31 protein-coding genes are annotated in these 25,104 nt (G+C 69.3%); 20 read left to right on the top strand and 11 right to left on the bottom strand.

Going from position 1 to position 25,104, the window contains the following annotated elements:
* Positions 1 to 51: 51 nt before the first annotated feature.
* Positions 52 to 606: a DUF7537 family lipoprotein gene (locus NKI68_RS23925; RefSeq protein WP_438267813.1), complete on the top strand. Its 555-nt coding sequence runs from the start codon at positions 52 to 54 to the stop codon at positions 604 to 606.
* Positions 607 to 617: 11 nt separating this feature from the next.
* Here NKI68_RS23925 and NKI68_RS07835 read toward each other — a convergent pair whose 3' ends face one another.
* Positions 618 to 1,103: a deoxyuridine 5'-triphosphate nucleotidohydrolase gene (locus tag NKI68_RS07835; protein ID WP_256562696.1), complete on the bottom strand. Its 486-nt coding sequence runs from the start codon at positions 1,101 to 1,103 to the stop codon at positions 618 to 620.
* 104 nt (positions 1,104 to 1,207) lie between these two features.
* On the opposite strand from NKI68_RS07835, the gene NKI68_RS07840 reads away from it, so the two are divergent.
* The 4 genes from NKI68_RS07840 (at position 1,208) to rimI (ending at position 5,254) form a co-directional block, all read left to right on the top strand.
* Positions 1,208 to 1,348 (top strand): hypothetical protein, encoded by a 141-nt coding sequence (locus tag NKI68_RS07840; RefSeq protein WP_254546160.1) that lies wholly within the window; start codon positions 1,208 to 1,210, stop codon positions 1,346 to 1,348.
* Positions 1,345 to 2,361, top strand: coding sequence for a YeiH family protein (locus tag NKI68_RS07845; protein ID WP_254546161.1), 1,017 nt, complete (start codon positions 1,345 to 1,347; stop codon positions 2,359 to 2,361). Before NKI68_RS07840 ends, NKI68_RS07845 begins: the two co-directional genes overlap by 4 nt.
* 210 nt (positions 2,362 to 2,571) lie before the next feature.
* A complete protein-coding gene (locus NKI68_RS07850; RefSeq protein WP_254546162.1) occupies positions 2,572 to 4,548 on the top strand; it encodes an aconitate hydratase in 1,977 nt (658 codons plus the stop codon).
* A 235-nt stretch (positions 4,549 to 4,783) separates the two neighbouring features.
* Positions 4,784 to 5,254, top strand: coding sequence for a ribosomal protein S18-alanine N-acetyltransferase (rimI, locus tag NKI68_RS07855; RefSeq protein WP_254546163.1), 471 nt, complete (start codon positions 4,784 to 4,786; stop codon positions 5,252 to 5,254).
* Positions 5,255 to 5,687: 433 nt separating this feature from the next.
* On the opposite strand, the gene gdhB is transcribed toward rimI, so the two are convergent.
* A complete protein-coding gene (gdhB, locus tag NKI68_RS07860; protein ID WP_438267814.1) occupies positions 5,688 to 6,992 on the bottom strand; it encodes a glutamate dehydrogenase GdhB in 1,305 nt (434 codons plus the stop codon).
* A 312-nt stretch (positions 6,993 to 7,304) separates the two neighbouring features.
* Between gdhB and NKI68_RS07865 the strand changes: the two genes are divergently transcribed.
* The 5 genes from NKI68_RS07865 (at position 7,305) to NKI68_RS07885 (ending at position 9,867) form a co-directional block, all read left to right on the top strand.
* Complete coding sequence (locus NKI68_RS07865) at positions 7,305 to 7,766, top strand: DUF5810 domain-containing protein (RefSeq protein ID WP_254546164.1); 462 nt, start codon at positions 7,305 to 7,307, stop codon at positions 7,764 to 7,766.
* 24 nt (positions 7,767 to 7,790) lie between these two features.
* Positions 7,791 to 8,207 carry a DUF5809 family protein gene (locus NKI68_RS07870; protein WP_254546165.1) on the top strand — a complete coding sequence of 139 codons (417 nt, stop codon included), beginning with the start codon at positions 7,791 to 7,793 and terminating at the stop codon, positions 8,205 to 8,207.
* Positions 8,204 to 8,608: a hypothetical protein gene (locus NKI68_RS07875; RefSeq protein ID WP_254546166.1), complete on the top strand. Its 405-nt coding sequence runs from the start codon at positions 8,204 to 8,206 to the stop codon at positions 8,606 to 8,608. The genes NKI68_RS07870 and NKI68_RS07875 overlap by 4 nt, the downstream gene beginning before the upstream one ends.
* 4 nt (positions 8,609 to 8,612) lie before the next feature.
* Positions 8,613 to 9,239, top strand: coding sequence for an NUDIX hydrolase (locus NKI68_RS07880; RefSeq protein ID WP_254546504.1), 627 nt, complete (start codon positions 8,613 to 8,615; stop codon positions 9,237 to 9,239).
* 223 nt (positions 9,240 to 9,462) lie between these two features.
* Positions 9,463 to 9,867: a rhodanese-like domain-containing protein gene (locus NKI68_RS07885; protein ID WP_254546167.1), complete on the top strand. Its 405-nt coding sequence runs from the start codon at positions 9,463 to 9,465 to the stop codon at positions 9,865 to 9,867.
* 17 nt (positions 9,868 to 9,884) lie between these two features.
* Here NKI68_RS07885 and NKI68_RS07890 read toward each other — a convergent pair whose 3' ends face one another.
* From NKI68_RS07890 to NKI68_RS07910, 5 genes are all read right to left on the bottom strand, one after another.
* Entirely contained in the window at positions 9,885 to 10,631 is a 747-nt protein-coding gene (locus NKI68_RS07890) for a hypothetical protein (protein ID WP_254546168.1), read from the bottom strand.
* A gap of 272 nt (positions 10,632 to 10,903) precedes the next feature.
* Positions 10,904 to 11,197 (bottom strand): stress response translation initiation inhibitor YciH, encoded by a 294-nt coding sequence (gene yciH, locus NKI68_RS07895; protein ID WP_254546169.1) that lies wholly within the window; start codon positions 11,195 to 11,197, stop codon positions 10,904 to 10,906.
* Between the two features lie 136 nt (positions 11,198 to 11,333).
* Entirely contained in the window at positions 11,334 to 13,526 is a 2,193-nt protein-coding gene (locus NKI68_RS07900) for a transglutaminase TgpA family protein (protein ID WP_254546170.1), read from the bottom strand.
* Positions 13,523 to 14,509: a DUF58 domain-containing protein gene (locus tag NKI68_RS07905; protein WP_254546171.1), complete on the bottom strand. Its 987-nt coding sequence runs from the start codon at positions 14,507 to 14,509 to the stop codon at positions 13,523 to 13,525. Before NKI68_RS07905 ends, NKI68_RS07900 begins: the two co-directional genes overlap by 4 nt.
* Positions 14,506 to 15,465 carry an AAA family ATPase gene (locus tag NKI68_RS07910; RefSeq protein ID WP_254546172.1) on the bottom strand — a complete coding sequence of 320 codons (960 nt, stop codon included), beginning with the start codon at positions 15,463 to 15,465 and terminating at the stop codon, positions 14,506 to 14,508. The genes NKI68_RS07905 and NKI68_RS07910 overlap by 4 nt, the downstream gene beginning before the upstream one ends.
* 335 nt (positions 15,466 to 15,800) lie before the next feature.
* Here NKI68_RS07910 and NKI68_RS07915 point away from each other — a divergent pair, with 335 nt between their 5' ends.
* The 5 genes from NKI68_RS07915 (at position 15,801) to NKI68_RS07935 (ending at position 17,316) form a co-directional block, all read left to right on the top strand.
* A complete protein-coding gene (locus tag NKI68_RS07915) occupies positions 15,801 to 16,040 on the top strand; it encodes a DUF433 domain-containing protein (protein WP_254546173.1) in 240 nt (79 codons plus the stop codon).
* Positions 16,037 to 16,165 (top strand): DUF5615 family PIN-like protein, encoded by a 129-nt coding sequence (locus NKI68_RS07920; RefSeq protein WP_254546174.1) that lies wholly within the window; start codon positions 16,037 to 16,039, stop codon positions 16,163 to 16,165. Before NKI68_RS07915 ends, NKI68_RS07920 begins: the two co-directional genes overlap by 4 nt.
* A gap of 105 nt (positions 16,166 to 16,270) precedes the next feature.
* Positions 16,271 to 16,450 (top strand): hypothetical protein, encoded by a 180-nt coding sequence (locus tag NKI68_RS07925; RefSeq protein WP_254546175.1) that lies wholly within the window; start codon positions 16,271 to 16,273, stop codon positions 16,448 to 16,450.
* Positions 16,451 to 16,550: 100 nt separating this feature from the next.
* A complete protein-coding gene (locus tag NKI68_RS07930) occupies positions 16,551 to 16,919 on the top strand; it encodes a nucleotidyltransferase domain-containing protein (RefSeq protein WP_254546176.1) in 369 nt (122 codons plus the stop codon).
* The gene (locus NKI68_RS07935) at positions 16,912 to 17,316 is read left to right on the top strand and encodes a HEPN domain-containing protein (protein ID WP_254546177.1); all 405 of its coding nucleotides are present in this window, start codon (positions 16,912 to 16,914) and stop codon (positions 17,314 to 17,316) included. The genes NKI68_RS07930 and NKI68_RS07935 overlap by 8 nt, the downstream gene beginning before the upstream one ends.
* 58 nt (positions 17,317 to 17,374) lie before the next feature.
* Here the strand turns inward: NKI68_RS07935 and NKI68_RS07940 are convergent, their stop codons facing one another.
* Positions 17,375 to 17,740: a DUF7573 domain-containing protein gene (locus tag NKI68_RS07940; protein ID WP_254546178.1), complete on the bottom strand. Its 366-nt coding sequence runs from the start codon at positions 17,738 to 17,740 to the stop codon at positions 17,375 to 17,377.
* 76 nt (positions 17,741 to 17,816) lie between these two features.
* On the opposite strand from NKI68_RS07940, the gene NKI68_RS07945 reads away from it, so the two are divergent.
* The gene (locus NKI68_RS07945) at positions 17,817 to 18,065 is read left to right on the top strand and encodes a DUF8024 family protein (RefSeq protein WP_254546179.1); all 249 of its coding nucleotides are present in this window, start codon (positions 17,817 to 17,819) and stop codon (positions 18,063 to 18,065) included.
* A gap of 27 nt (positions 18,066 to 18,092) precedes the next feature.
* Here NKI68_RS07945 and NKI68_RS07950 read toward each other — a convergent pair whose 3' ends face one another.
* The 3 genes from NKI68_RS07950 to NKI68_RS07960 form a co-directional block, all read right to left on the bottom strand.
* On the bottom strand, positions 18,093 to 19,091 hold the full coding sequence (locus NKI68_RS07950) for a 5,10-methylenetetrahydromethanopterin reductase (protein WP_254546180.1): 999 nt from the start codon (positions 19,089 to 19,091) through the stop codon (positions 18,093 to 18,095).
* Between the two features lie 58 nt (positions 19,092 to 19,149).
* Positions 19,150 to 19,902: a coenzyme F420-0:L-glutamate ligase gene (locus NKI68_RS07955; protein WP_254546181.1), complete on the bottom strand. Its 753-nt coding sequence runs from the start codon at positions 19,900 to 19,902 to the stop codon at positions 19,150 to 19,152.
* Positions 19,903 to 19,998: 96 nt separating this feature from the next.
* Positions 19,999 to 20,514, bottom strand: a complete 516-nt coding sequence (locus tag NKI68_RS07960) for a metallophosphoesterase family protein (RefSeq protein ID WP_254546182.1) — start codon at positions 20,512 to 20,514, stop codon at positions 19,999 to 20,001.
* Between the two features lie 148 nt (positions 20,515 to 20,662).
* On the opposite strand from NKI68_RS07960, the gene NKI68_RS07965 reads away from it, so the two are divergent.
* The 4 genes from NKI68_RS07965 to ddh all read left to right on the top strand — a co-directional run bounded on the left by NKI68_RS07965 (position 20,663) and on the right by ddh (position 25,101).
* Positions 20,663 to 21,970, top strand: a complete 1,308-nt coding sequence (locus NKI68_RS07965) for an eIF2B alpha/beta/delta subunit family protein (RefSeq protein ID WP_254546183.1) — start codon at positions 20,663 to 20,665, stop codon at positions 21,968 to 21,970.
* A gap of 115 nt (positions 21,971 to 22,085) precedes the next feature.
* Positions 22,086 to 22,529 (top strand): dual specificity protein phosphatase family protein, encoded by a 444-nt coding sequence (locus NKI68_RS23780; protein WP_368410938.1) that lies wholly within the window; start codon positions 22,086 to 22,088, stop codon positions 22,527 to 22,529.
* A gap of 388 nt (positions 22,530 to 22,917) precedes the next feature.
* Positions 22,918 to 23,586, top strand: a complete 669-nt coding sequence (locus NKI68_RS07970; RefSeq protein ID WP_254546184.1) for a hypothetical protein — start codon at positions 22,918 to 22,920, stop codon at positions 23,584 to 23,586.
* A gap of 600 nt (positions 23,587 to 24,186) precedes the next feature.
* Positions 24,187 to 25,101, top strand: a complete 915-nt coding sequence (ddh, locus tag NKI68_RS07975; protein ID WP_254546185.1) for a D-2-hydroxyacid dehydrogenase — start codon at positions 24,187 to 24,189, stop codon at positions 25,099 to 25,101.
* The last annotated feature ends 3 nt before the right edge of the window (positions 25,102 to 25,104 follow it).

Below are 25,104 nucleotides of genomic sequence, written 5' to 3' on the forward strand. Positions count from 1 at the left end.
GAGATCGCCATCGCGTCGACCGACCCGACCGTGGAACCGGGCGGGTTCAACGTGTCGACCGAGTATCGAGTCGATCTCGATGCGGACCGGGCGCGCAGCTGGAGCACGTTCGTTCTGCCGGTCGACACCTACACGGAGGGTGAAACGACGTACGTGCAGTCGAAGTTCGACCCGAACGCGACGGCCGAGAACGCGAGCTACACGATCACGTCCGCGAACGATAGCTCGTCGTTCGCCCCCGACCCCGTCAACGTGACCGAGGCGATGGGCCTCCCCCTCACGGAGATCGGGAACGTCAGCTACGAGCGCGCCGGGGGCGCTCGCTTCGACGGCGCGACGGTGACGCGCTACGTCGCGGACGGGCCGGCGGCGTACCGCGGCCTGCCGGCCGGCGCGTCTGAGAACGCGACGCTCACCGAGTTCTCCGCGACGCTCCTCGTCGACGGTTCGGGGATCGTCCGTCTCGACGAGTGGTCCGCGACGCTCGTCGACGCGGAGGGTACCCGAGTATCGTTCGCGTACCGTCACGCGATCACCGACGTCGGCGAGACGCGCGTCGAGCGGCCGACGTGGCTGGAGCACGCGCGCGATCGAGACGATCGGTAGCGCTAACCGAGCTACCCGAGGTTCTCCCCCTGGTAGCTCCCGTCGTAGACGCCCTCGTGGTCGGCCTCGGCGAGGACGAGCTGGGCGACGCGTGCGCCGCGTTCGAGGTCGATGGCGCGGTGGACCTGCAACAGCCCCTCGCCGACCCCCTCGTAGCCCGCGTCCCAGACGGCCGTGTTGAGCATGCAGGAGTTGCGCATGAGCGACGAGCGCGGGTAGATGAACCCGACGTGCCCCTCGGGGATGCCGACCGTCTCGGCGTACCGGAGGACGTACGCGCCGGGATCGAGGCGGAAGACGTCCGCGTCGGGACCCTCGCGGGGGGGACACTCCACGCGCTCGCCGATCGTCTTTCCGTCGCGGTCGATTCGCCCGCGGGAGACCTGTTCGAAGACGGTGCCGAGCGTGAGGTCGAGGCCGTTCGGCTGGACCTGCTCGGGCGAGACGGGCGAGCAGTGGTCCGCGACGAACGCGCCGCTTCGGTACATACCGGCGATGTGACGACGCGACGGATGACCCTTGTGATGCGCCGTGCGCGGTCGTCGGCCGCCTCGATCGACGGCGGAACGGCTATCAGCGGCCGCCGGTAACGTCGTACCGAATGCTTCGTTCCGCGCTCCGCCGACTCGGGCGGGCCGTCGCCGACAGGATCTGCGCGTGGTGGTTCTCGCTCGATCGGGGGTGGCGAGCGACGGCCATCGGCGTCGGCCTCGTCCTCGTCGTGGCGGTCGGATCGCCGTGACGGCGACCCGGCCGTCGTCGCTGGCCGCGGCGCGGGTGCGCTCGCTCGCCCCGGGGGCGGCCGTCCTCGTCGCGGTCGCCGTCGCCGCCCACGAAGTGGCGGCGGTCGTGCCGGGCGTCGGGATGCTCGTCGTCGCCATCCTCGCCGGCGCGGTGATCGCTAACGTCGCGGGAACGCCAGGGTGGGCGGAGCCGGGGATCGGCCTCCACACGCTCGCGCTGGAGGTCGGCATCGTCCTCCTCGGCGCGCAGCTGACGCTCGGCGAGGTCGTCGCGTCGGGACCGACCGTCGTCGCGCTCACGCTGGGGGTCGTCGTCCTCGGCGTCCTCCTCGGCGAGACGCTGGCGAGGCGAGTGTTCTCGCTCCCCGAACGAACCGGCTCGCTGCTCGCCGCCGGGGCGAGCGTCTGCGGGGTCTCCGCCGTCGCCGCCGTCGCCCGGGCCGTCGACGCCGACGAGAGCACGGTGGCGTACGCCGCGGGGACCGTGCTGCTGTTCGACGCGGTCACCATCGTCGCGTTCCCGCTCGCCGGGAACGCGCTCGGCCTCGGCCAGAAACCGTTCGGCGTGTGGGCGGGCCTGAGCATGTTCTCGACGGGGCCGGTCGCCGCCGCGACGTTCGCGTACGGCGAGGTCGCCGGACGGTGGGGGACGCTGACGAAGCTCGTCCGCAACGCGTTCATCGGCGCGGTCGCGATCGGCTACTCGGTCCACTACGCCCGCGGCGACGGGACGGACCTCCGGGCGCTCTGGACGGAGTACCCCAAGTTCCTCGTCGGCTTCCTCCTCGTCGTCGGCGCGACGAGCGCGGGCGCGCTCTCCCCGGGCGGGACGGCGCTGCTCGCCGCGACGAACGACTGGCTGTTCGCGCTCGCGTTCGCCGGACTGGGGTTCGACATCCGGATCCAGGAGATGCGGACGGCCGGGTTCAGACCGGTCGCGCTCGTGCTGGTCCAGTTCGTGGTCGTGAGCGCGCTCGCGCTCGTCGCAGTGACGTTCGTCGTCGGAGCGTAGATCCGCCGGCGGAACGTGAAGTATCGTCGTCTAATCGTGCGGTTCGTCGGCGGAACGTGAAGTCGCCAGAAAACCGTCGTCATCGTTCGTGGACGATTCGCGGAAAGAGATGGTCTGAAAGTGCAGAATTCGAGGGTTTTGGGCCGTACTAACGCAAAGCTGGCCGAACACGCGGGATTTATATCTCCACGGAAGGGATCTTCGGGTGATATGGGACAGACGCTCACTGAGAAGATTTTGGCCGACCACCTCGTCGAGGGGGAACTCGAAACCGGCGAGGAGATCGGCATCGAAATCGATCAGGTGCTCACGCAGGACACGACGGGCACGCTGGTCTGGCTCCAGTTCGAGGCACTCGGCCTCGACGAGGTCCAGACCGAACTCGCGGCCCAGTACTGCGACCACCAGACCTACCAGTTCGACTTCAAGAACACGGACGACCACCGCTTCCTCCGCTCGGCCGCGGGCACCTTCGGCGCGCACTTCTCCCGCCCCGGCAACGGTATATGTCACAACGTCCACAAGGAGAACTTCGCCGCGCCCGGCAAGACGCTCCTCGGCTCCGACTCTCACACCCCGACCCCCGGCGGGCTGGGCCAGCTCGCCATCGGCTCCGGCGGCCTCGACGTCGCCGTCGCGATGGGCGGCGGCGCGTACTACATCGAGATGCCCGAGGTCGTCAACGTCCGCCTCGAGGGTGAGCTCCCCGAGTGGGCCACCGCGAAGGACGTCATCCTCGAGATGCTCCGTCGGCTCACCGTGAAGGGCGGTGTCGGGAAGATCTTCGAGTACACCGGACCCGGCGTCGAGTCGCTCTCGGTCCCCGAGCGCACAACCATCACCAACATGGGGACGGAACTCGGCGCGACCTCCTCGGTCTTCCCGACCGACGAGCGGACGAAGGACTACCTCGAGCGTCAGGGCCGCGGCGACCAGTTCGTCGAGATCGGCCCCGACGAGGACGCCGAGTACGACGACGAACTCGTCATCGACCTCTCTTCCCTCGAACCGCTCATCGCCCAGCCGTCGATGCCCGACAACGTCGTGCCCGTCCGCGAGGTCGCCGGCCAGTCCGTCGACCAGGTCATCATCGGCTCCTGTACGAACGGCGGCTACGAGGACATCCTCCCGGCCGCGAAGATGCTCGAGGGCCGCGAGGTCGACAAGAAGACCGACATGATCGTCGCCCCCGGCTCGAAGCAGGCCTCCGAACTGCTCGCCCGCGAGGGCTGGGTCGCAGAACTCATGGCCGCCGGCGTCAACTTCTCTGAGGCCACCTGCGGGGCCTGCATCGGGATCGGCCACGTCCCGGCCAGCGACTCCGTCAGCCTGCGCACGTTCAACCGCAACTTCGAGGGCCGCTCGGGCATCGAGGACGACAACGTCTACCTCTGCTCGCCCGAGGTCGCCACCGCGGCGGCCATCGCGGGCGAGATCGTCGATCCGCGCGACCTCGCCGACGAACTCGGCGACCTCGAAGCCCCCGGCACGGAACTCCCCGAGGCCTACAGCGGCTCGAAGGTCGACCTCATCGCGCCCGACGAGGCCGTCGACGACGGCCTCGTGAAGGGACCGAACATCGGGGACGTCCCGCTCAAGGACCCCCTCGAGTCCGAACTCGCCGGTCCCGCCCTCCTGAAGATGACGGACAACATCACGACCGACCACATCATCCCGGCGACCCAGGACATCCTGATGTACCGGTCGAACATCCCGAAGCTCTCCGAGTTCACCCTCTCGCGCGTCGACGACACGTTCGCGGAGCGCGCGCTCGAGTCCGACGGCGGCTTCCTCGTCGCCGGCGAGAACTACGGGCAGGGCTCCTCGCGCGAGCACGCGGCGCTGTGCCCGATGTACCTCGGGATCCAGGGCGTCCTCGCCCAGAGCTTCGCGCGCATCCACAAGGCGAACCTGTTCAACTTCGGCCTCCTCCCGCTGGTCATCGACGAGGAGACCTACGAGCGGATCGAGCAGGGCGACGACGTCGAGATCGTCGACGACGTCGCGGAGGCCGTCAGCTCCGGTCAGGAGGAGTTCACGGTCCGCGTGAACGACGACTGGGAGTTCACGGCCAGCCTCGACGCCTCCGAGCGCGAGCGCGAGATCCTCGCCGCCGGCGGCAAGCTCTCGCTCACGAGACAGCAGTACGAGGAGTCCTCGGGCGGCGCGGCCCCCGCGGACGACTGAACACGACCTTTTTCTGCGGTCGCCTGCGAGCGACACGCTTCGCGGTCGCTCGCGGACTCCCTGGAAAAAGCTCGATCAAAAGCACAGCGTCACCCCCTCGCTTCGCTCGGGGGTTCCTCGGCCCGCTCGCTCGTTGCACTCGCTCGCGGTACGGTCGCTCGGCTGCGCCGGTGGCACGCGGCGATCGGCCCCCGGAACCCGGAAGCTCATACCGATCGCGCGCGTCAGTTCCCCCGTGACGGAGGCGACGCCCGGGGGCGGTGCGTCCCCGACCATCCGACCGGCCGCGCGGGCCGACCTGCTCGAGATCTACCGCATCGAGCGGGCGGTGTTCCCCCAGCCGTGGCCCTACGAGGCGTTCGAGCGTTTCCTCGGCGAACCCGCCTTCCTCGTCGCGGAGGCCGACCGCCGGGTCGCGGGCTACGTCGTGGCGGACGTGACGCCCAACTTCGGCCGCGACATCGGCCACGTGAAGGACTTCGCGGTCCATCCCGACTACCAGGGCCGCGGCGTCGGGACGGCCCTCCTCCGGCGCGCGCTCGCCGTCGTCGAGGGGCGCGGCGCGGGGTACGTGAAACTCGAGGTGCGCGAGAGCAACGAACCCGCCATCCGGCTCTACCGTCGCCACGGCTTCGAGTACCGCCGGACGGTGCCGCGCTACTACGGGAACGGCGAGAGCGCGTACGTCATGGTCCGGGAGCGCTAAATCGGGCCGACCCGTCGAAAGTCAGTACGACAGTGATAATCCGACTGAATTCCCCCGATAGGACAATGGCGTTCGTTTACGGTGTGATCCTCAGCGCAACCATCGCTGTCGTCGGTTGGATCGGATTCTTCTATCCATATCGAACTGCGCAGAGGCTGGAACAGGGGCGACTGCTCGGGAGGAGTGTTCCACCCGATTCAGTCGAACCCACCAGTTTCAACGTCAAAACGACCCGGATCACGTTCGGCGCGCTCGCGGTCGTCGGTACGCTCTCGCTACTGTATTCCGCGACTCTTCCCCCGGTCTAGCGGATCGCGGTCCACAGATCGGTCGCGTCCGAGGGCGTGACGGGTTCGGGGCGGAAAGCGCGCCCCTTTCGGGGCAGGTACGTCACCCCGTTGCTCGCACCGACGGAGTGCGATCAGTCGAGCGCCTACGGCCAGAGTCCGCGCGCGGTGTGTGCGTCGACGATGCGCTGGAGGCCGACGACGTAGGTTGCGTCCCGCCACGTGAGGTCCGCGTCGGCCTCGTAGGTCCTGCGCACGTCGTTCCACGCGTCGAGCATCTTCGTCTCCAGTTCCTCGTTCACGCGGTCGAGCGACCACGCGCGGTGGTTGACGTCCTGGAGCCACTCGAAGTAGCTCACGGTGACGCCGCCCGCGTTGGCGAGGATGTCCGGTACGACCTGAACGCCGCGCTCGTCGAGGATCGCGTCGGCCGCGAACGTCGTCGGGCCGTTCGCCCCCTCGACGACCATGTCCGCCCGCACGTCGCCCGCGTTCGCCTCCGTGATGACGTTCCCGACGGCGGCGGGGATGAGCACGTCAACGTCCAGTTCGAGCAGCGCCTCGTTCGAGAGCGTCTCGGGGGCGTCGTAGCCCGAGACCATCCCGGGGCGCTCGTCGTGGCCCATCACGTCGTTCGTGTCGAGCCCGTCGGGGTCGTAGATCGCGCCGTTGACGTCGCTCAGCGCGACGACCGTCGCGCCCCAGTCCTCGAGCGCGCGGGCGGCGTTCGCGCCGACGCTGCCGAACCCCTGGACGGCGACCGTCACGTCCTCCAGGGGCACGTCGTAGTAGTCGCAGGCCTCGCGGGCGACGATGGCGACGCTCCGGCCGGGGGCCTCCTCGCGCCCGAGGCTCCCACCGATGACCGGCGGCTTGCCCGTGACGACGCCGGCGATGGTCTCGCCCTCCTGCATCGAGTAGGCGTCCATGAACCAGCCCATCGTCTCGGCGTCCGTCCCCATGTCGGGCGCGGGGATGTCCTGCATCGGCCCGATGACGTCGCGCAGTTCCTGGGCGAAGCGCCGGGTCAGGCGCTCCTTCTCCTCGGCGCTGAGGTCCTTCGGGTTGACGACGATGCCGCCCTTCGCGCCGCCGAAGGGGAGGTCCATCACGGCGCACTTCCAGGTCATCCACATCGCGAGCCCGATGCACTCCTCCTCGCTCACGTCGGGGTGGTAGCGCAGGCCACCCTTGAACGGCCCGCGGACGCTGTCGTGCTGGGCGCGGTAGCCCGTGTACACCCGGACGCTCCCGTCGTCGCGTTCGAGCGGCAACGAGACGCGCTGGACGCGCTGGGGATGTTTGAGCCGCTCGACGACGTTCGGGTCGATGTCGAGGTGCGCGGCGGCGCGCTCCAACTGCCGACGCGCCGTCGCCAGCGCCGACTCGGGTTCGGCCGCCGAGGCCGACTCGGACGGGACCGTCTCGGGTTCGCTCGTCGCCACGGTCAGTCCCCCCCGCGGTCGCGTCGGTTCGGGGTCGAAGAACGGTTCGGACGCGCTCGACCGGTCGACGTCGTGGACGGGGGCGATCCCCACCTCCAGGTCATGCACGCCCCTATCCCATGGATCAATATAATATTAATCCATATACGTGATATTAACACAATTGTCTGAGAGGGAGTACCGTATTGACGAGGGTGCGACGCGGCAGTTCGCAGATCGTCTCGCGACTGCCGCGCTCGCCCGTCGTAGCGAGGGGTACGATCTGCACGATCGCTGCGAACGCAACACGGCTTTGTCGCTCGCGGCGCTACGGGGGACATGGGATACGCCTGTCCGGTGTGTGCGACGCCGCAGTCGGACGCCCGCCACCTCGCGAACCACCTCGCGTTCACGGCGCTGATCAGGGGCGGGGACCACGAGGCGTGGCTCGACGAACACGTCCCCGGCTGGTCGGAGCGGGGCGAGACCGAACTCGCCGAGCGCGTCGTCGGGTTCGCCGACGAGGAGGAGTTCCCCCAGGTCTTCGAAGATACGACGGGCGGAGACGACGAGCACCAGCACGACCACGAACGCTCGGGGCGACTGTTCGAGGACGAGACGCCGCCGGGCGGGTTCGCGGAGGGACGCGCCCCCGACCGCGGTCGGCGGATGCCCGGCGGCGCGCGGTCACCGGCGCGGGACGCCGAGACGCGGACCGTACTCGAGAAGGCGCGCGAACTGACCGAACGGATGCGCCGCGACGAGGCGGACGAGGGCGGGGAGCGGGACGAAAACGCGTAACTGCGCGCCGCGAGTAGCGCCGGTATGCACACAGAGGGCACGCTGGCCCCCGAGACGCCCGAGGCCGCGCGGTCGGCGTACGAGTCCTGCGGTCCCGCCGCGCAGACGGTCGTCCGCGAGGTGGCACGCGCGATGGACTTCGACCGCGAGGAGTACGCGGAGCGCGTCACGGGCGACGTGATCGCCACCGCGCGCGACGCGCTGTTCGCCTCCCTGCTCGAAGTCAGCGTCGGGAGCCGCGAGGCGTTCGACGCATGGCTCGACGGGCGCGAGGAGACGCTCGAGCGACACGGGAGCGAGGAGGTCGACTTCGTCGCCTGGCACGTCGTCCCCTTCGCGGGGACCGTCGTCGCGACTACCTACCAGAACGAGGAGGCGGCCGCCGTCGCCACACTGCGGCGCATCGCCTTCGCCGAGCACTACCGCGAGGTCCTCGCGTGAGGCGGATCACCCGCAACCTCGTTCTCGGCATCCTGGTCGTCGTCGTGCTCCTGCTCGCGCTGGGGGCCCTGCCGAGCTACCTCCGGTCGGGCGACCCCTACTACCTCACGGCGACCGAGGCACCGTCGTACGAGGGACCGACGGTCGACGTCACCGACCTCTCCGAGCGGCGCTTCCCCTACACCACCGAGGCGATCGCCGACGGGCGGTCGGCCGCGTACTACGAGGGACCGACCGGGTTCAAGGAGGCGTTCACCCACTCGCCGTTCGACGAGCTGAACGAACTCGACCAGCGCGACGGGAACGCGGCGAGCGGCGACGGCGCGGTGAACGGGACGACCGCCTACGTCACGAGCGGCGGGACCGTCTATCGGGTGGAACTCGTCAGGGGGGCGCACTGACGTGATCCCGGACGACTGGGAGCGCATCGAGTCGGTCGTCGAGTACGAGACGGGCTGGTACACCGGCGGGTACGACCTGCTGCGCCAGCCCGACGGGACCGAGAAGCGCTACTACTGGGCCGAACTCCCGCCCGCGACGGTCGTCGTCGCCCGCGACGGCGACGACCTCGTGATGGTCGAGCAGTACCGCCCGCCGATCCGCGAGCGCTGTCTGGAGCTGCCCGCGGGCATCGTGGAGGAGGACGACGTTCCTCGGGAACGCCGACGCCGGGGCGGTGGAGCCGCCGAGGACGACGCGCCCGCGGGAACGCTCGAACCGCAGGGGGCGGTCCCCCCGGCGGCGTACGAGCGGGCCGCCGCCCGCGAACTGACCGAGGAGACGGGCTACGCGCCGGGGACGGTTCGCTTCCTGGAGGCGGTCTGGGTCTCGACGGGCGTGCTGCGCCACCGCCGGGGCCACGTCTTCGCCGCCGACCTCGAACCCGCCGAGCGGGCGCTCGACACGAACGAGTTCATCGAGGTGACGCGCGTGCCGATCGACGGCGTCGTAGACCGGGTGCGCGAGGACCCCGCGAACGACGCGACGATCGAGGGCGTCCTGCTCGCCGAGCGCGAGGGGCTTCTGGACTGAGCCGCAGTGCCCGGTGAACTCGCGTAGATTACGGTATGACGTGCCAGGACCGTGACCGAGGACACCTCGAAAGCCGCCCACGGTGGCTGGTCGAACCACCGCGGTGGGTGGGACTGAAAGGGGCGGCTGCAGAACGAACGTCGGGATAGCTCACGAACGCATCCGAACGCTACCGACGCCCCGCGACTCAGGATTTATCTGGCCGGGGGCGCTCTCCACGCGCATGGACGACGAGATCTCCGTGGACGAACTGAAGGAGCTGGTAGACGAGGGGGCGGACGTCCGCCTCGTCGACATCCGCTCCTCGGCGGCGTTCGAGCGGGGACACATCCAGGGTAGCGAGAACATCCCGTTCGCGGAACTCCCCCGACGGATCGAGGAACTCGACGGGGCCGACCACATCGTCACGATCTGTCCGATGGGTCAGTCCTCGGTCCAGGCCGCCCGCCTCATCAAGTCCTACGAGGGGACGAACGAGGCGACCGTCGAGAGCCTCCGCGAGGGGCTGGAAGGGTGGGACTACGGCTTCGAGACCGCGGAAGGGAACGGGAGCGACGCGACAGGCGCGACGGACGCGACCGAGGAGGGAGCGCAGGCGACGAGCGAGGGCCCCGACGCGCCGTTCTGACCGGGAAGCGCACCGAGTCAGAGCGTGTTCTCGCTCGACGCGTTCTGCCACTCGAGTTCCCCGGCCGCGCCGCCGTCCCGACCGTCGCTCGTCGAGACCGCTGCTTCACCTTCGGGGACGCCCCACTTCTCGCCGTAGCCGCCGCGACGATCCCCGTCGTGCCCGTCGAGGAGGCTCCCCTCGTCCGCCCCGTCGAGGAAGTCGGGGACCTCCGGCGCGGACGGGAGGGGAGACGTGGAAGGCGTAGACGGGGTAGACGGTGACGGGGACGCTGGCGGCGAGGACGGTTCGGACGAGGCGGGCGTCCGTTCCGAGGGCGGGGCGGGCGTCGGTTCCGGCGTCGGCGTGGCCGTCCGCGCGGGCGTCGGGGTCGACTCGGGCGTCCCCGACGGCGTCGAGGTCGCCGTCGACGTCGATTCGGTCGCGGGCGACGCGGTCTTCGGCGAGAGGCGCTCGCGCTCGCCGGTTCGATCGTCGGAGGGGGACGCGGTCGGCGGCGACGGCGGACCCTCCGCGGGCGTCTCGTTTCCGACGAAGGCGTCGACCGGCTCCCCGGCGTCGGGCGCGCCCGGACCGCCGTCGGCCCCCCCGAGGAGACCGGGGAGCGTCCAGAGCGCGACGGCGGCGGCCGCCGCGACGACGACGAGCGCGGCGATCACGACGAGCGCGAAGACCCCGATCGATTCCGGCGAGCGGTCGTCGCCGGAGTCCGACGAGGCCTCCGCTCGCGACCGCGTGGCTCCACTCCGCGAATCTGATGGCATTGGACTGTCATCTCTGCGGGATCTATTAACTGTCGTGCACTAAACGACGGAAAGTCACGGGGCGGCAACTGTACTCGGCCGCGACGCGAGCGAGGGGGCGCTCCGAACGCGACGCGGGAGCGGCCGGCGGGAGCGACGGGGCGGCGGTGTCGTCGCTGATCGGCGGCGAACGACGGAAGAAAGCGCGGGCGTCTCACGAGGACCGTCGTACCCGTTCCCCGGTCGTCGCCGACCCCGCGGCGACGTCCGGAGACGAACGACGACAGTCGGTATCAGGCCACGTTGAAGCCCTTGTTGCGGAGGAAGTCCTCGACCCGTCCGCGGTGGTTACCCTGGAGTTCGATGGAGCCCTCCTCGACCGTCCCCCCGCAGGCGAACTTCGACTTCAGGTCCGAGGAGAGCGTGTCCATGTCCACGTCGCGAGGGTCGAACCCCTCGATGACCGTTACCTCCTTTCCGTATCGGCGCTCGTCGATGCGGATGCTTATCTCCTGGGACTCTCTGGCGACGTCCTCGCAGACGCAGAGTTCCTGGGGCAATCCACACGTCGAGCAGACTTCCGACATTACAATTGCGAACTACTCGATGCCCATATTAAACGTTGTCGGGACTCACAGGAAGAGAAACGGGAGACGCGGAACGCGCGGGTCGGAGCGGGGCCGTCAGCGGTTCGTGAGAGTGACACACGCGCACCGAACGACCCTACGGGCGCGTCTCGTCGCTCACGACCCGATCCACGAGGTCGATCGCCTCGTCCGCGCGGTCGCGATCCGTCCGGCCGGCGTAGACCGTCTGCTCGTAGATCTCGCCGACGCGACGCGCCCGTTCGTCGGGCAACGTCTCGAGGTACTGTCGCGGCGTCTCGCCCGGTTCCCGGGCGCGGCGCGTCCGTCCGAGGAGGTACTCGAGGCGCGCGAACGCCCGACGGACGTCCGCCGCCGGATCGTCGGTGCGCGGCTGTCGGCGCAGCCAGACGGCGCGGTAGGCGCGCCCGGCGAGCCCGGTTCGACGGATCCCGGCGATCAGCCCCACCGCGACGACCAGGCCGAGCGCGATCTGCTCGCGCGTCGGGAGCGTGAACCGGAACCCGCCGTCGCCCTCGTCGCCGCCACCGCCGCCACCGCCGCCACCGGCGTCGTCGAGGCTACCGGGACCGGCGACGCCCCCCGGCGTCTCCCCCGGCGGAACGGTCGTGCCGTTCGGGGTGGACCCGTTCTCGGTCGGCGCGGGCGTCGCGGACGAGTTGTCCGTCGCGTTTTCGGTCGGCGTGGGCGTCGGCGTCGGGCGCGTCTCGTTGGTGTCGACGTTCGCCGTCCCGTTCTCGCGGGCCGCCCGGAGGTTGGACTGTTCGGCCGCCTGCCGCGGCGCGGAGGGCGTGGGGTCGAACGCCACCCAGCCGTACTCGGGGAAGTAGACCTCGACCCACGCGTGTGCGTCGAGCCCGCGGACGACCCACTCGCTCTGCCCGACGCGCTCGCCCGCGGTGTAGCCCACCACGAGGCGCGCGGGGATGTCCTGCGAGCGGAGCATCGTCACCATCGTCGTCGCGTAGTAGGTGCAGTAGCCCGCGTCCATCTCGAAGAGGAACGCGTCGGCGATGTCGCCGCTCGGCCTGCGCACGTCGAGGGAGTACTCCTTTTCCTCCTCCAGGTAGGTCTCGACGATCCGGGCCGTGTCGTAGGGGTTGTCCGCGTTCGCGGTGAGCCGCTCGGTGAACCGCCCGACGCGGTCGGGCGTGCTGTCGGGCAGTTGCGTGAACCGCTGCTGGACCCCCTCCGGGTAGTCCGTCCCCGCCTTGCGCAACTGTTCCGGGTCGGCCGTCGAGACCTGACTGACGATCGTGTAGTTCTCGCCCGGGGTGAGCGTGTCGCCCGGCCGCAGCCCCCCGAACTCGGTGACGCGCGTCGAGTAGCCCGACATCCGGACGGGCTTCCACGCCGCCGGCATCACGTTCAGTTCGTCCTCGGCGGTGACCGTCTGACGGACGGTCCGCGTCGGTCCCGGCGGGGGATCGAGCGCGCTGGCGCTGTACGGTTGGGACTCGGCGGTCCTGATCCAGCCCTCGCCCGTGTAGCGGTCGTAGGCACCCACGCGCCAGTAGCTCCCCTGCTGGCTCTGGACGGTGAAGCGGACCTCGGGACTGAGGCTGATCGCCCCCTGGAGGGCGAACTCGCCGTCGTCGTTCACCAGGCTCGCCTCGATGGTCTCGGCGTCGGGCCCCCTCGTCGGGAGCAGGGGCTGGCCGGAGCCGGTCGGGACGACGCTCGCCGAGACGGTGAGGACGACCATCGCCGCGACGACGAGCGCGACCCCGTCGGCGTCGGCCAATCGGCCGCCGCGGCGATCGAGGTCGCCGACGCCCAGGACGGCGGCGGCGGCGATGACGCCGAACAGCGCGGTGACGACGCCCGCGTCGCCCGTGAGGACGAAGAACAGTAGCGCCGCGCCGCCGACGGCGGCCGCGTACGCGTAGCGCCGCCGCGCCGTCAGGTACCACGAGAGGAAGACGGGCACCGGCGCGACCGCGAGCGCCCACACCTCGGCGTTGATGATGCGGAGGATGGACAGCCCGGTCAGCAGCGCGACGACGTCGGCCCAGATGAACCGCACCTGATCGCCGAGAGCGTACGTGTTCGGGACGGTCGGCAGGTAGAGCAACCCGCCGACGACCGCGATGAGGGCGGTGAGCAGGAGCCCGCCGATCGGGGGGAGCACCCGCGCGAGCGCGACGCCCGCGACGAGCGCTCCGGCGACGATGGCGAAGAACAGCGTCGGGTCGCCGGTGACGTCGACGATCTCGTAGAGGACGCTCAGGTACGCCGCGCTGAGGACGCCCATCGCCGCGACGGCGACTCCCCGGGGACCGACGAGCGCGGACCGCGCCCGGCCGCTCACGCCGTCACCACCCCGCCGTCGGCGGCGATCTCGTCGAACGACGTCGTCCGTCCCTGGACGTCGACGGTCACCCGACCGCGGGCGTCGGCGCTGACCCGAACGTCGGCGCGGTCGAGGGCGGCCGTGTCGACCCTGCCGGGCGGGGTGCGCGCGAGCAGTTCGAGGACGGCGAGGCGGTGGTGCTCGCCGAGGCCGCGATCGAGGTGACCGCCGGGCGTCGTCAGCGCCACCTCGACCCCCCGATCGAGGAGGTACGTCGCGATGCTGGCCGTCGCCATCGCCATCCGGTCGGCGTTCCGCCCGCGCTCGCCCGCGGCGGCCTCGCACGCGATGGCGACCGTCCCGCTGTCCTCGTCGGCGAACTCCATGACGACGAACTCCTCCCCTCGCTTCGCGCTCGACTTCCAGTGGATGTCGCGGAGCGCGTCGCCGGGGACGTACTCGCGCAGGGTGTCGAACGCGTGGCGCTCGGTCGTCCCCGTCCGGTCGACGAGGCCCGCGAACGCGCCGGCCGGCGTCACGGGACGGACCTCGGGGTAGACGAGCATCCGCTCGTCGGTCGCGAATCGGTACGTGTGCTCGAACAACCCGAGGGCGTCGTACGTCGTCACGACGAGCGGTCCGACGTCGTAGGCACCCCGACGGGTGAGGTCGAACTCGTACTCGACGGTGGTCGCGCCGGCGAGTTCGTGGGTCGACTCGCGGGGACGGAGTCCGTAGCCGAGGCGGTCGGTCACCGTCGCCGGACCGCCGGCGTCGACGCGGACGCGCATCGTCCGCTCGTCGCCCGGGAACCCCGGCGCGGGGAGGACGCGTTCGACCGTCGGACGACCGCCCGAGCGCATCTGGACGGCCCCCGCCAGCACGGCGACGAGCGCCGGGGCGGCGACGGCGTTGAGCGCCTCCTGGCCGAACGTCGCCGCGAAGGCGAACGCGAGCACCGCGACGGCGACGACCGTGACGCCGCGCTTCGTCGGCCTCATACGTGCGTCGAGTCGAGCGCCGCCTCCACGACGTCGCGGGCCGTCCGCTCGCCCCCCGGCGTCGGACGGATGCGGTGGACGAGCGTCACGACCGCCTCCCGCTGTACGTCGTCCGGGATCACGTAGTCGCGGCCGTCGAGGACCGCTCGCGCCTGGGCGGCGCGCAGGAGGGAGATCGAACCGCGAGGGCTCACGCCGAGCTGGGCGTGCTCGCGCGTGTAACGCGCCAGTCGGGTGACGTACGCGCGGACGTCCTCCTCGACGCGAACGCGGGAGACGGCGCGCCGGGCCGAACGCACGTCCTCTGCCGTCGCGACCGGGTCGAGTTCCTCGATGGGGTGATCGCCGACGACGCGCGCGAGCACCTCCGACTCGTCTACGGCGTCCGGGTAACCGAGGTGGAGCTTCTTCATGAACCGGTCGAGTTCGGCCGCGGGCAGTTCGTAGGTGCGGTCGCGCTCGACGGAGTTCTGCGTCGCGATGACCGCGAACGGGTCCGGCAGGGGGTGGGTCTCGCCGTCGACGGTCACCTGCGTCTCCTCCATCGCCTCCAGGAGCGCCGACTGGGTCTTCGGGGGCGCGCGGTTGATCTCGTCGCCGAGGACGATGTTCGCGAAGAGCGGCCCGGGACGGAACTCGAACTCGCGGGTCTGCTGGTTGAACACGTTCACGCCGGTCACGTCCGTCGGGAGGAGGTCGGGGGTGAACTGGACGCGCTTGAACGAGCAGTCGACCGATCGCGCGACCGCGCGCGCGAGCATCGTCTTCCCCACCCCCGGCACGTCCTCGAGCAGGACGTGCCCGCGGGCGAGCACGGCCGTCACGATGTGCTCGACGGCCTCCGGGTGACCGACGATGACGCGCTCTACGTTCTCGGTCACCTGGTGTGCGAGGGCCCCGGCGGCCTCCACGTCGTCCGCGTCGACCGTCGTGTCGGCAGCCACGTTGTCACTCATTGCGTCCGAATGGTATCATATGTAACAAGTACTTTCCGTCGATCATATCGGGCGAGGCGTTCTCTCACATGCCCCTCACGCGACGGAGCAAAGTAATTCTGCTGGAACAGGAATCCTGCGAGATAGGTTATCGAAACGCACGTCGGAGTCGGAGCACGTTCCGCGATCTCGTCGGCGAATCGTCACGTCACGTCTCACCACTCCTTGCACGCCTCGCACACCAGTCGATCCCCGTCGCGCCAGCGCCGCTCGAATACGCTGAACGCGACCGCGGTCCGCACTGCTCGACGCGAGTCGACCGTGAGTTTATACCGAGATACGACCAAATCCGACCCATGACCGAGATCGTCCGCGACCCGAAACACAGCGGCGGCGCGCCGACGATAGACGACACCGGTATCCGCGTGATAAACGTCGCGAGCGCCTACGAACACAGCGGGTACTCGCCGGACGAGATCGTCGGCTTCTATCCCGCTCTCACGCTGGAGGACGTCCACACCGCACTCGCCTACTACTACGCGAACATCGACGAGTTCCGCGACGTCGAGGTCGATTCCGACGCCGCTCCGGCATGAGGGTGTACGCGGACGAGAACGTCTGGCTACCGGTCGTCGAGGGCCTCCGTCGCCGGGGGTGGGACGTGACGACGGTCTACGACGAGGGGACGGTAGGGGACAGCGATAGATACGGACTGCTGTAACTGTTTTACCGCTTCGATCGCCCGAAAGCTGGCGGTCGCTACGTAAACGACCTACAGCAGTCCGTATGAGAGCACCTCCAACGTGCGACGCGAAACGGGTGGCTCATGCTCACGTTCGACGACGACTTCCTCTCGCTGGCCGCGGCCGACGAGAACGCGGAGCGCGCCGGGATCGTCTACGTGGGACAGTACGGGAAGGAGGTCGGCGAACTCGTCCGACGCGTCGACGCGGCACTACGGCGCAATCGCGACCGCGATCTCGTCGGCGAGATCGTCTACGCCTGACCTCACCACTCCTTGCAACGCTCGCACACCAGTCGATCCCCGTCGCGCCAGCGCCACCGGCGGGGAAACGTAAAGTACCACGAAGGGCGTACTCCGACGCATGAGCGAGCGGGAAACGTCGAGTTCGCCGCCGTCGGCCGACACCCACGTCCTCGCAGCGGAGGCGTTCGTCGACCGCGCCCGCTCCCGATTCGGAGGCGAGATCAGCGAACTGTACGTCTTCGGGTCGACCGTCCGTGGCGAGACGCGCGGTCTCGCTAGCGACGTCGACGTTCTCGTCGTCCTCGACGACAGCACCGATCGGGAGGCGACCGCCGACGCTCTCCGCGACCTCGCCTACGACGTGATGCTCGAGTACGGGCCGGTCGTCGAACTCCACGTCCTCTCGGGACGCGAGTTCGATCGGTTCCGGAACGAGGGAAACCCCTTCATCGAGAACGTCATCGACGAGGGGCGCTCGTATGCCTGACGAAGGGGAAGACCCCGAGGAAGCAGCGGTCGAAGACGAACTCCGGCAAGCCCACCGTGCGCTCGCGGACGCCGAAGGCGCGCGGAACGCGGACCTCTCCGACGCGGCCGTCATCAACCGACTGTACTACGCTTGCTTCCACGCTGCCCAGGCCGTCCTGTACGACCGCAGTCACGACCCCGGCTCCCACGGGGGCGTTCTCTCTCTGTTCGGGTCCGAGGTCGTCGTCGCCGGCGACGTACCGCGCGAGCGCGGTCGCTTCCTCAACGACCTCTCCGAACTCCGCAAGCGGGCCGACTACGGCTACGGGAGCGTCGACGAGGACGTCGACGCGCTCCTCGCTCGCACCCAGCAGTTCGTCTCCGAGATGGGGGACCTGTGTACGTCTCGAGATTGAGTCCCACACTGCGCCTTCGACGGACTTGACGACTTCGTAATGTTCTACGAGGAGACGATCACCACTCCTTGCACGCCTCGCATACCAGTCGATCCCCGTCGCGCCAGCGCCGCTCGACGCGCTCCTCGCACGCCTCGCAGGGCGCGCCGCCGGGTGTCCAGGCCATCGTCGCGGCGGCGGGGCGGAGGGGGAGTCCGGCGGGGAGGCCGTCCGGCGCGGACGGCGAATCGTCGAGGGCGTCCTCCGGCGATCCGACGGCGGTCCCCGACGCGTCGGTCGCTTCCGCGTCCCCCGTGTCCACGTCCCCCGCGTCCACGCCCGCGTCGTCCGGCGCGTCGTGCGTCTCGGCGTCGGCGTCGGAGGCGGACGCGGACGCGGAGGGCGACTCGCCGAGGAACTCGTCGAGCGAGCGATCCCGTTGCATGCCCCTATCTCTCGCCCGGCGACGTATAGCCGTGGCGGACGGACACACCCAAGTACCAGCGGGCGAAGTGGGAGGTATGCAGAACGTGCTCCTTCGACTGCTGGAGAGCGTCCCCGAACTCGGCGCGAGGTTCGCGGACATCGCGACGGCGAGCGTCGGTCAGGCGGTCCTGCTCGCGATGGGGGCGCTCCTCATCGCCTTCACGATGGGCTTTTTCGGCTACCTGGTCTTCGGCGCGCTCGTCCGACCGATCGCCAACTTCGCGACGCCCGGCCGCGGCCCCGTCGAGCGCCGCGAGCAGGAGTACCGCGAGCCGCGGTACTGATCGAACCCCGAACCCCCGATCCTCGCCTCATCCCCCTTCCGCCCGGTCGAGCGCCGCCGCCGCGAGGTCCACCGCCGCCTCCAGGTCGGGACCGAGCGGCGCGCCCACGACCACGCCGTCGGCGTGATCGAGGAGCGACCCGAGTCGCTCCCCGACCGCCTCGGGCGTCCCCGTCGCGCTGAACGCGTCGATCATCGCGTCGGTGACCAGCCCGAACGCCTCGCCGAACCGCCCGGCGCTGATGGCGTCGCCGACGTCCGCCGCCCGCCCGGCGTCGATCCCGTGGCGGTCGAGGACCGGCGGAGCCGCGCCAGCCGCGATGAACGCCGCCGGCGGGCGGGCCGCCTCGCGGGCGGCGTCGGCGTCCTCCGCGACGCTCACGCTCGCGTAGGCGGCGAGGTCGAACCCGCCGTTCCCGTCCGGCCCGCCCGGTCGGTCCTCCAGCCCGATCTCGACCTGCTCGCGCGCCCACGCGAGGTCCTCCGGGTGCGAGCCGTTGAACAGGAGGCCGTCGGCGCGCTTGGCGGCCATCCGGCACATGTGCGGCCCCTCGCCGCCGACGTACACCGGGATCCCGTCCCCGCTCGGCGGTTCGTAGTTCAGGCCCGCGTCCGTCGCGACGAACGTCCCGTCGCGGGTGACGCGCTCGCCGCGCCAGAGCGCCCGCGCGGTCTCGAACGCCTCGAGCACGGGACGCAGGCCGCGGTCGTCGAGCAGGCCGAGGTTCCGGAGCGTCGAGGGGTCGCCCGGCCCGATCCCGAGGACGGCGCGCCCGCCGGAGAGTTCGTCGAGCGTCGCCACCGCGGAGGCCAGCCGAACCGGGTGGACCTCGTGGGGGTTGACGACGCCCGGACCGAGGCGGACCTCGTCGGTCGCCCGCGCCACCTCGGTGAGCGCGAGGAACGGGTCGCGGTTGTTGTAGTGACAGCTCGTGAACACCGTGTCGAAGCCCGCCGCCTCCGCCCGCGCGCCGAGGTCGGCGAGCCGCGGAACGGGGTGTTCGGGCGTGAGTTCGATTCCTCTCATGGGTCGTGGGGGGGTGTAGAGCGCGGGGACGGTCGCGGAGGCGGTGCGATCGACGAGTTCATCCGGGAAACTCCCACCGCTCTAAGGCCTGCCTGACGAGGTCGTCCTCCCGCGCGCGGAACAGCAGGTCGCTGCCGCCGTGGTCGCCGAACTCGAAGTCACGGATCACGACGACCGGGGTGCCGCCGTCGCCCTCGCCGGAGACGAGGTTGGCGGCGGCGGCGAGTTCGTCCACGACCGCCTCGACGGTGACGTCGAGTTCCCGGCCCTCGCGGTCGGTCTCGCCGCGCCAGTCGCGGCTGGCGGGCATCCCCGCCCAGCCGATCGCGACGCCGCGCTGGCCGTGGCGGAACGGCCGCCCGCACGTGTCGGTGACGATCACGGGCACGCCGAGCGCCCCCGAGAGCGTCCCGGCGCTCGCACTCGGGTCCTCGGGGAGCAGGAGCAGGTCCGCCTCGGGGACGTTCGAGCGGTCGATGCCGGCGTTGACCGTGACGTGCCCGAAGCGCGTCTCCGCGAGGAGGAAGGGCGCTTCGAGCAGCAGCGCGTTCGACTCGTCGAGGACGACCTGCGCGAACCTGGGGTCCTTCGACTCGCCCGTGATCGACGCCAGTCGCCCGGCGATCGCGCGGGCGCGCTCGCCCGCGGTCACGCTCTCGAGGTTCACCGTCCGCCCCTCGGCCTTCGAGACGACGGTGCTCGCGACGCAGACGACGTCGTCGGCGCGCAGGTCGACGCGCTCCTCGACGAGCGCGGCGACGTCGTCGCCGGCGCGGATCTCGGGCAGGTCGGGGACCGCGAACACCTCCATGACGGTGCCTGGGCGGGCCGGAACGTAAAGGGGCGCGGTACCGGAGACGACCGCTGGTGTCCGCCGCCCCGACCGCCCGGTGGCACACCCGCCGGGTCAGGGACCCTCCTCGACGCTCACCTCGTACTCGCCGCCCTTCGCCCGGACGACGAGCATCGTCGCGTGCGTCGCGGGATCCGCGCCGGTGGCGCTCCCGGGGTTGAGCAGGCGGACGCCCTCCACCACCTCGTCCATGAGCCGGTGGGTGTGCCCGCAGACGCCGACGACGGGGGCGTCGCTCTCGTCTCCGTCGGCCCCACCGCGGACGATCCCCGCCACGCGCTCGCGGTAGGTGTCGAGGTCGCCGGTGCCGTGCGTGACGACGAACCGGACGCCGCCGAGTTCGACCGACGCCACCTCCGGCAGTTCCGCGTCGGACATCACGGGGTCCATGTTTCCCCTGACGGCGGTCAGCTCCGGGGCGAGGTCCGCCACCGTCGCGTACGCCTCCCGCGAGTCGAAGTCGCCGGCGTGGACGACGTGATCGGCGGCCCGTACCTCGTCGCGCACCCACGAGGGGATCTCCGCGGCGCGCGAGGGGACGTGCGTGTCGCTGATGACGGCGATGCGCATGTGAGGGGCGACACCCGCCAGCGGTATATAGTATCGGCCGCACGCCGTTCGAGCGCACCGTCTCCCGGACGGTGGGGGGTTCGACCGAAGGGCGGGGTGCGGCAGACAGTATAAGCCGCTCGCGGTCGCAGGGGCACGACGAGGAACGATGGACGAGACGCACGTCGTCACCTGCTTCCTTCGCAACGGGGGCGACGTCCTCCTGCTGCGTCGGAGCGACGCCGTCGGGTCGTACTCCGGCATGTGGGGGACCGTCGCCGGGCACGCCGAGGGCGACCCCGACGCGCTCGTCCGCGAGGAGATCGAGGAGGAGACGGGCCTGCTCGACGCCGCGACGTTCGTCCGGCGGGGCGATCCCTTCGAGGTGCGCGACGAGGCGCTCGACGTGCGCTGGGTCGTCCACCCCTACCTCTTCGACTGCGACTCGCGGGCCGTGACGACCAACGACGAGACGGTCGAGTGGGAGTGGGTACCTCCCACCGAGATCCTCCAACGGGAGACGGTGCCCGACCTCTGGCAGTCCTACGCGGCGGTCGCGCCGACGGTCGAGACGGTGGTCGAAGACCGCACCCACGGGGCGGCGTACGTCTCGGTGCGGGCGCTCGAGGTCCTCCGCGACCGCGCCGCCGAGGCCGTCGCGCGCGACGAGGCCGAGTGGGGGGCGCTCGCCGCGCTCGCCCGCGACCTCCGCGACGCCCGCCCGAGCATGACGGTCGTCGCGAACCGGGTGAACCGCGTCGCCGCCGAGGCGGACGGCGACCCGACCGCCGTCGCGGAGCGCGCGCGGGCGGCCATCGACCGGGCGCTGACCGCCGACGGGGACGCCGCCCGCGAGGCCGCAGAACTCGTCTCGGGCGCGCGCGTGCTCACGCTCTCCCGGTCGGGGACGGTCCGCGAGGCGCTCGCGCGCGCCGATCCGGCGGCGGTCTACGTCGCGGAGTCGCGCCCGGACGGCGAGGGGGTAGCGGTGGCGGAGGCGCTCGCGGGGGACGACGACGCGGACGGCCCGACCGTGACGCTCCTCCCGGACGCCGCCGTCGCGCAGGCGCTCGCGGACGAACCGATCGACGCCGTGCTCGTCGGGGCGGACTCGGTGCTCGCGGACGGGCGGGTCGTGAACAAGGTCGGAACGCGCGCGGCGGCGCTTTCGGCCGGTCGGGAGGGGATCCCGGTCTACGCCGTCGCGGCCGCCGACAAGGTCGCCCCAGCGACGGACGCCGACCTGGAGTCCCGCGGACGCGAGGCGATCTACGACGGCGACGCGCCGCTGTCGGCGTACGTCCCGACGTTCGACGTGACGCCCGCGGAGGCGGTGACGCTCGTCACCGAGGACGGCCCGCAGTCGGTCGGGGACGTGCGGGCGCTGGCGGAGGCGGCGCGTGAGCGGGCGAGGTGGGACGAGGACGCGGGTGGATCATGCGGGAGCGACGGGGACGAGGATGAAGGCAGGGAATGAGAGCGAGAATCGATTGCTCCGTTGACCGCCAAGGGAGCGTCAACCACAAATCAATATAAAAACGGATATGGGGAGGATTCAAGAGGGTTGCAGCACGACTACTGCACAGAATAGTATGGCTCTTCGACACCCCGTGACCTGCGAGCAGATTGGTCAGCGTTCGCTATATCTTGGCAGCACTCGAGCCGCCCGTCAAGGGGTTGTCGATACTCAGTTTGATCACGTTATCACAGTCAGTTCATCCAAACAGCCACTGACAACCGAGTTCATTCCCCTCGTCGATGGGCCTTCTCTCAGCTATAAGCAGTTCAAGCAGGCAGTTGATGCAGTGAGGGCTCACTATCACAGTGATGAAACTATATTAGTCCACTGCGAGGTTGGCATCTCTCGAAGTGCTGCAGTGATTGCAACGGTACTTGCTTGTGAAGAGGGAATCAGTTTCGAGGAGGCACTCGATGAAGTCAAGCGCTATCGAGGTCGGGCGTCACCACGACGTTCCCTCCGTGAGTCAGGGGAGAAGTACATCCGGGAGGTCGGTTCCCCCTTATCGATCACGTGATCTAACCGGGACGTGAAACAGTGAGTTCGAATTGCCTCCTCGCGCATTTCTAACTCCTCGTAGCGATAGATACAGTAAGTGTGACTTTCACGCGTAATATACATAATCGAAAAGGTATAACGGAGTTCCATGACGAATTGGGAAACCAATGAGTTGGGACGAGAAGTCGAGGACGACACCAGGGTCATTTGCACGCACGCTACTCTCGGGCAATTCTATCGCGCCCCGATACCGGATGGCTTCACCGACCGATTGTAAGGTCCTGGCGGACTCAGAACCCTCTGCATCGCCTGCTGGGGTTGGCGGCTGGCCTGAATTCGAATTGAGCCACATCGAATCAGAACAACCACTGAAAGAATCACGATATAGTGGTCGACGGGCTGATAGCATGACGATCTACACGTTCGCAGAAGAGTGCGAGCAGGTGAGAGCTTTCGCCACACAGTACCCAGGCGTGGGGAGTACACGACAGCCGCGGATTCGTCAAGCTCACTCACAAATGGCTGTTTGGGCATTCTGTGACGCAATTGGTATTGATGTCCCCAGACATCAGTGGCTCTCTGGGGAGCGGAAGGTCATTGTTGAGGAAGTTGGTACACCAGTCGAAGAGACATGGCCCGTACTTATGCTCCCCGACAACGGCATTGCAGACAGAGTAGATCAAGGGCGGCTTCAAGACCTACTCAGTGTTCAACTACTCGCTGGCGTCGAAGATCTCGGTTCTCGAAACCTCAAAATCGGCGAAAGCGGTCGCGCATACGTATTCGACTTCGACAAGGCAGATCAAGAGTATCAGACTCACAACGTACTCCCCGCCGCTTGTACGAAAGCGAAGCAATCAATTCGGCTCATCAACGAGGTCAGGTCAGAACCACTTACTCTCGATCGTGATATGCTCTGTGAACGTACGCGTACAATCGCGACGAAAATCAATAATTCGGTTCACAGAGATCGAATCCTGGCGACGGTTCGTCGCTACGATGATGTATTCTTCGATGAGACAAACGAGTCGTTCGCAGACCTATTCGCCAATAATATCAGTTGCCTCGCCACTTGACTGGGTGACCGTGGGAGTTATAATGTGTGATGTAATATGAGAGACAACGCATGACCCGAATCGGTGTGTACGTCGTGGATTCGGCTGATCTAGATAAGCCGCCAGCAGAGCGACGACACGAACGGCGAGGGTTATACAACGACTCAACTGCGAGTTGGAGCGAAGGAACAGACAGCCGTCTCCAGATCGTTCTTCCAGAGGGCGGTGAAACGCCCTATTCGATCGGCGAAATCCAAGACGCCGTTGAATCTCCAACAGTGCACGTCTACCGCGAGGATGATGTTCCAGGATGTACTACTCACTCACGAAGTCCCAGCTCCCGTCCTGCCTCAGACTAACCGTCGATCCGGTACCCCGATCAAAAACAGAGGGATTCTTGGGTAACAACGTCAAATCACTTTTGGCGGCGATGATGACGGTTACCCCCTCCGAGCCCCGTATGACGATGAATTTCAACTGAGCCGCCATTTCACACCCTCTGACGAGCCAAAATCCATCAGTAGCTGCTGTGTCGACTCCACTGAGCCCCGTGTGACGAGGGACCACGACCGAGCCGCCCGTTCAGTCACTCCTATTACGCTCGTGCGCCGAGCGTCGACCATGCACGTCGCAGTCCACGAGTCCGTCTCCCCGGTGTTCGATCCCGAACTGCTCCTCGAGTACCTGCGCGAGCGCGACCTGGAGGCGTCGCGCTTCGATCCCGAGCGCCGTGAGGAGTACGACGGCGTCGTCGCCTTCGGACCGGACGAGGCCTTCCTCGAAGTCCCGTGGGTCCACTGCGTCCGCGCGGGGTACGACGAGTTCCCCGTCGAGCGCTACGAGCGGGCGGACGTGACGCTCACCACCAGCACCGGCATCCACGGGACGACTATCGGCGAGACGGTCGCCGGCATGATGCTCGCGTTCGCCCGGCGGCTGCACGTCTACCGCGACTACCAGGGCGCGGGCGAGTGGGCGCGCGAGCCCTACGAGGCCGCGTTCACCCTCGCGGGCGAGCGCCTCTGCGTCGTCGGCCTGGGGACGCTCGGGCGGGGCATCGCAGAGCGCGCCGCGGCCCTCGGGATGGACGTCGTCGGGGTGCGCCGCTCGCCCGACCCCGTCCCGGGCGTGAGCGAGGTCCACCAACCGGAGGACCTCCACGAGGCCATCGCCGACGCGCGGTTCGTCGCGCTCGCCGTCCCGCTGAACGTCGCCACGGCGGCGATGTTCGGCGCGAGGGAGTTCGACGCCATGCGCGGGGACGCCTACCTGATCAACGTCGCGCGCGGGGGCGTCGTCGAGCAGGACGCGCTCGTCGAGGCGCTCTCCGCCGGCGAGATCGCCGGGGCCGGCCTCGACGTGTTCGACCCGGAACCCCTCCCGCGGGAGTCGCCGCTGTGGGGGATGGAGAACGTGATCCTCACCCCGCACGTCGGCGCGATGACCAACCGCTACCACGCCGACGTGGGCGAGTTGGTCGTCGAGAACGTCGAGCGGGCCGAGCGCGGGGACGACCTGGTGAACCGCGTCGTCTGAGGC

Source organism: Halomarina pelagica (genome assembly GCF_024228315.1).
GTDB lineage: Archaea > Halobacteriota > Halobacteria > Halobacteriales > Haloarculaceae > Halomarina > Halomarina pelagica.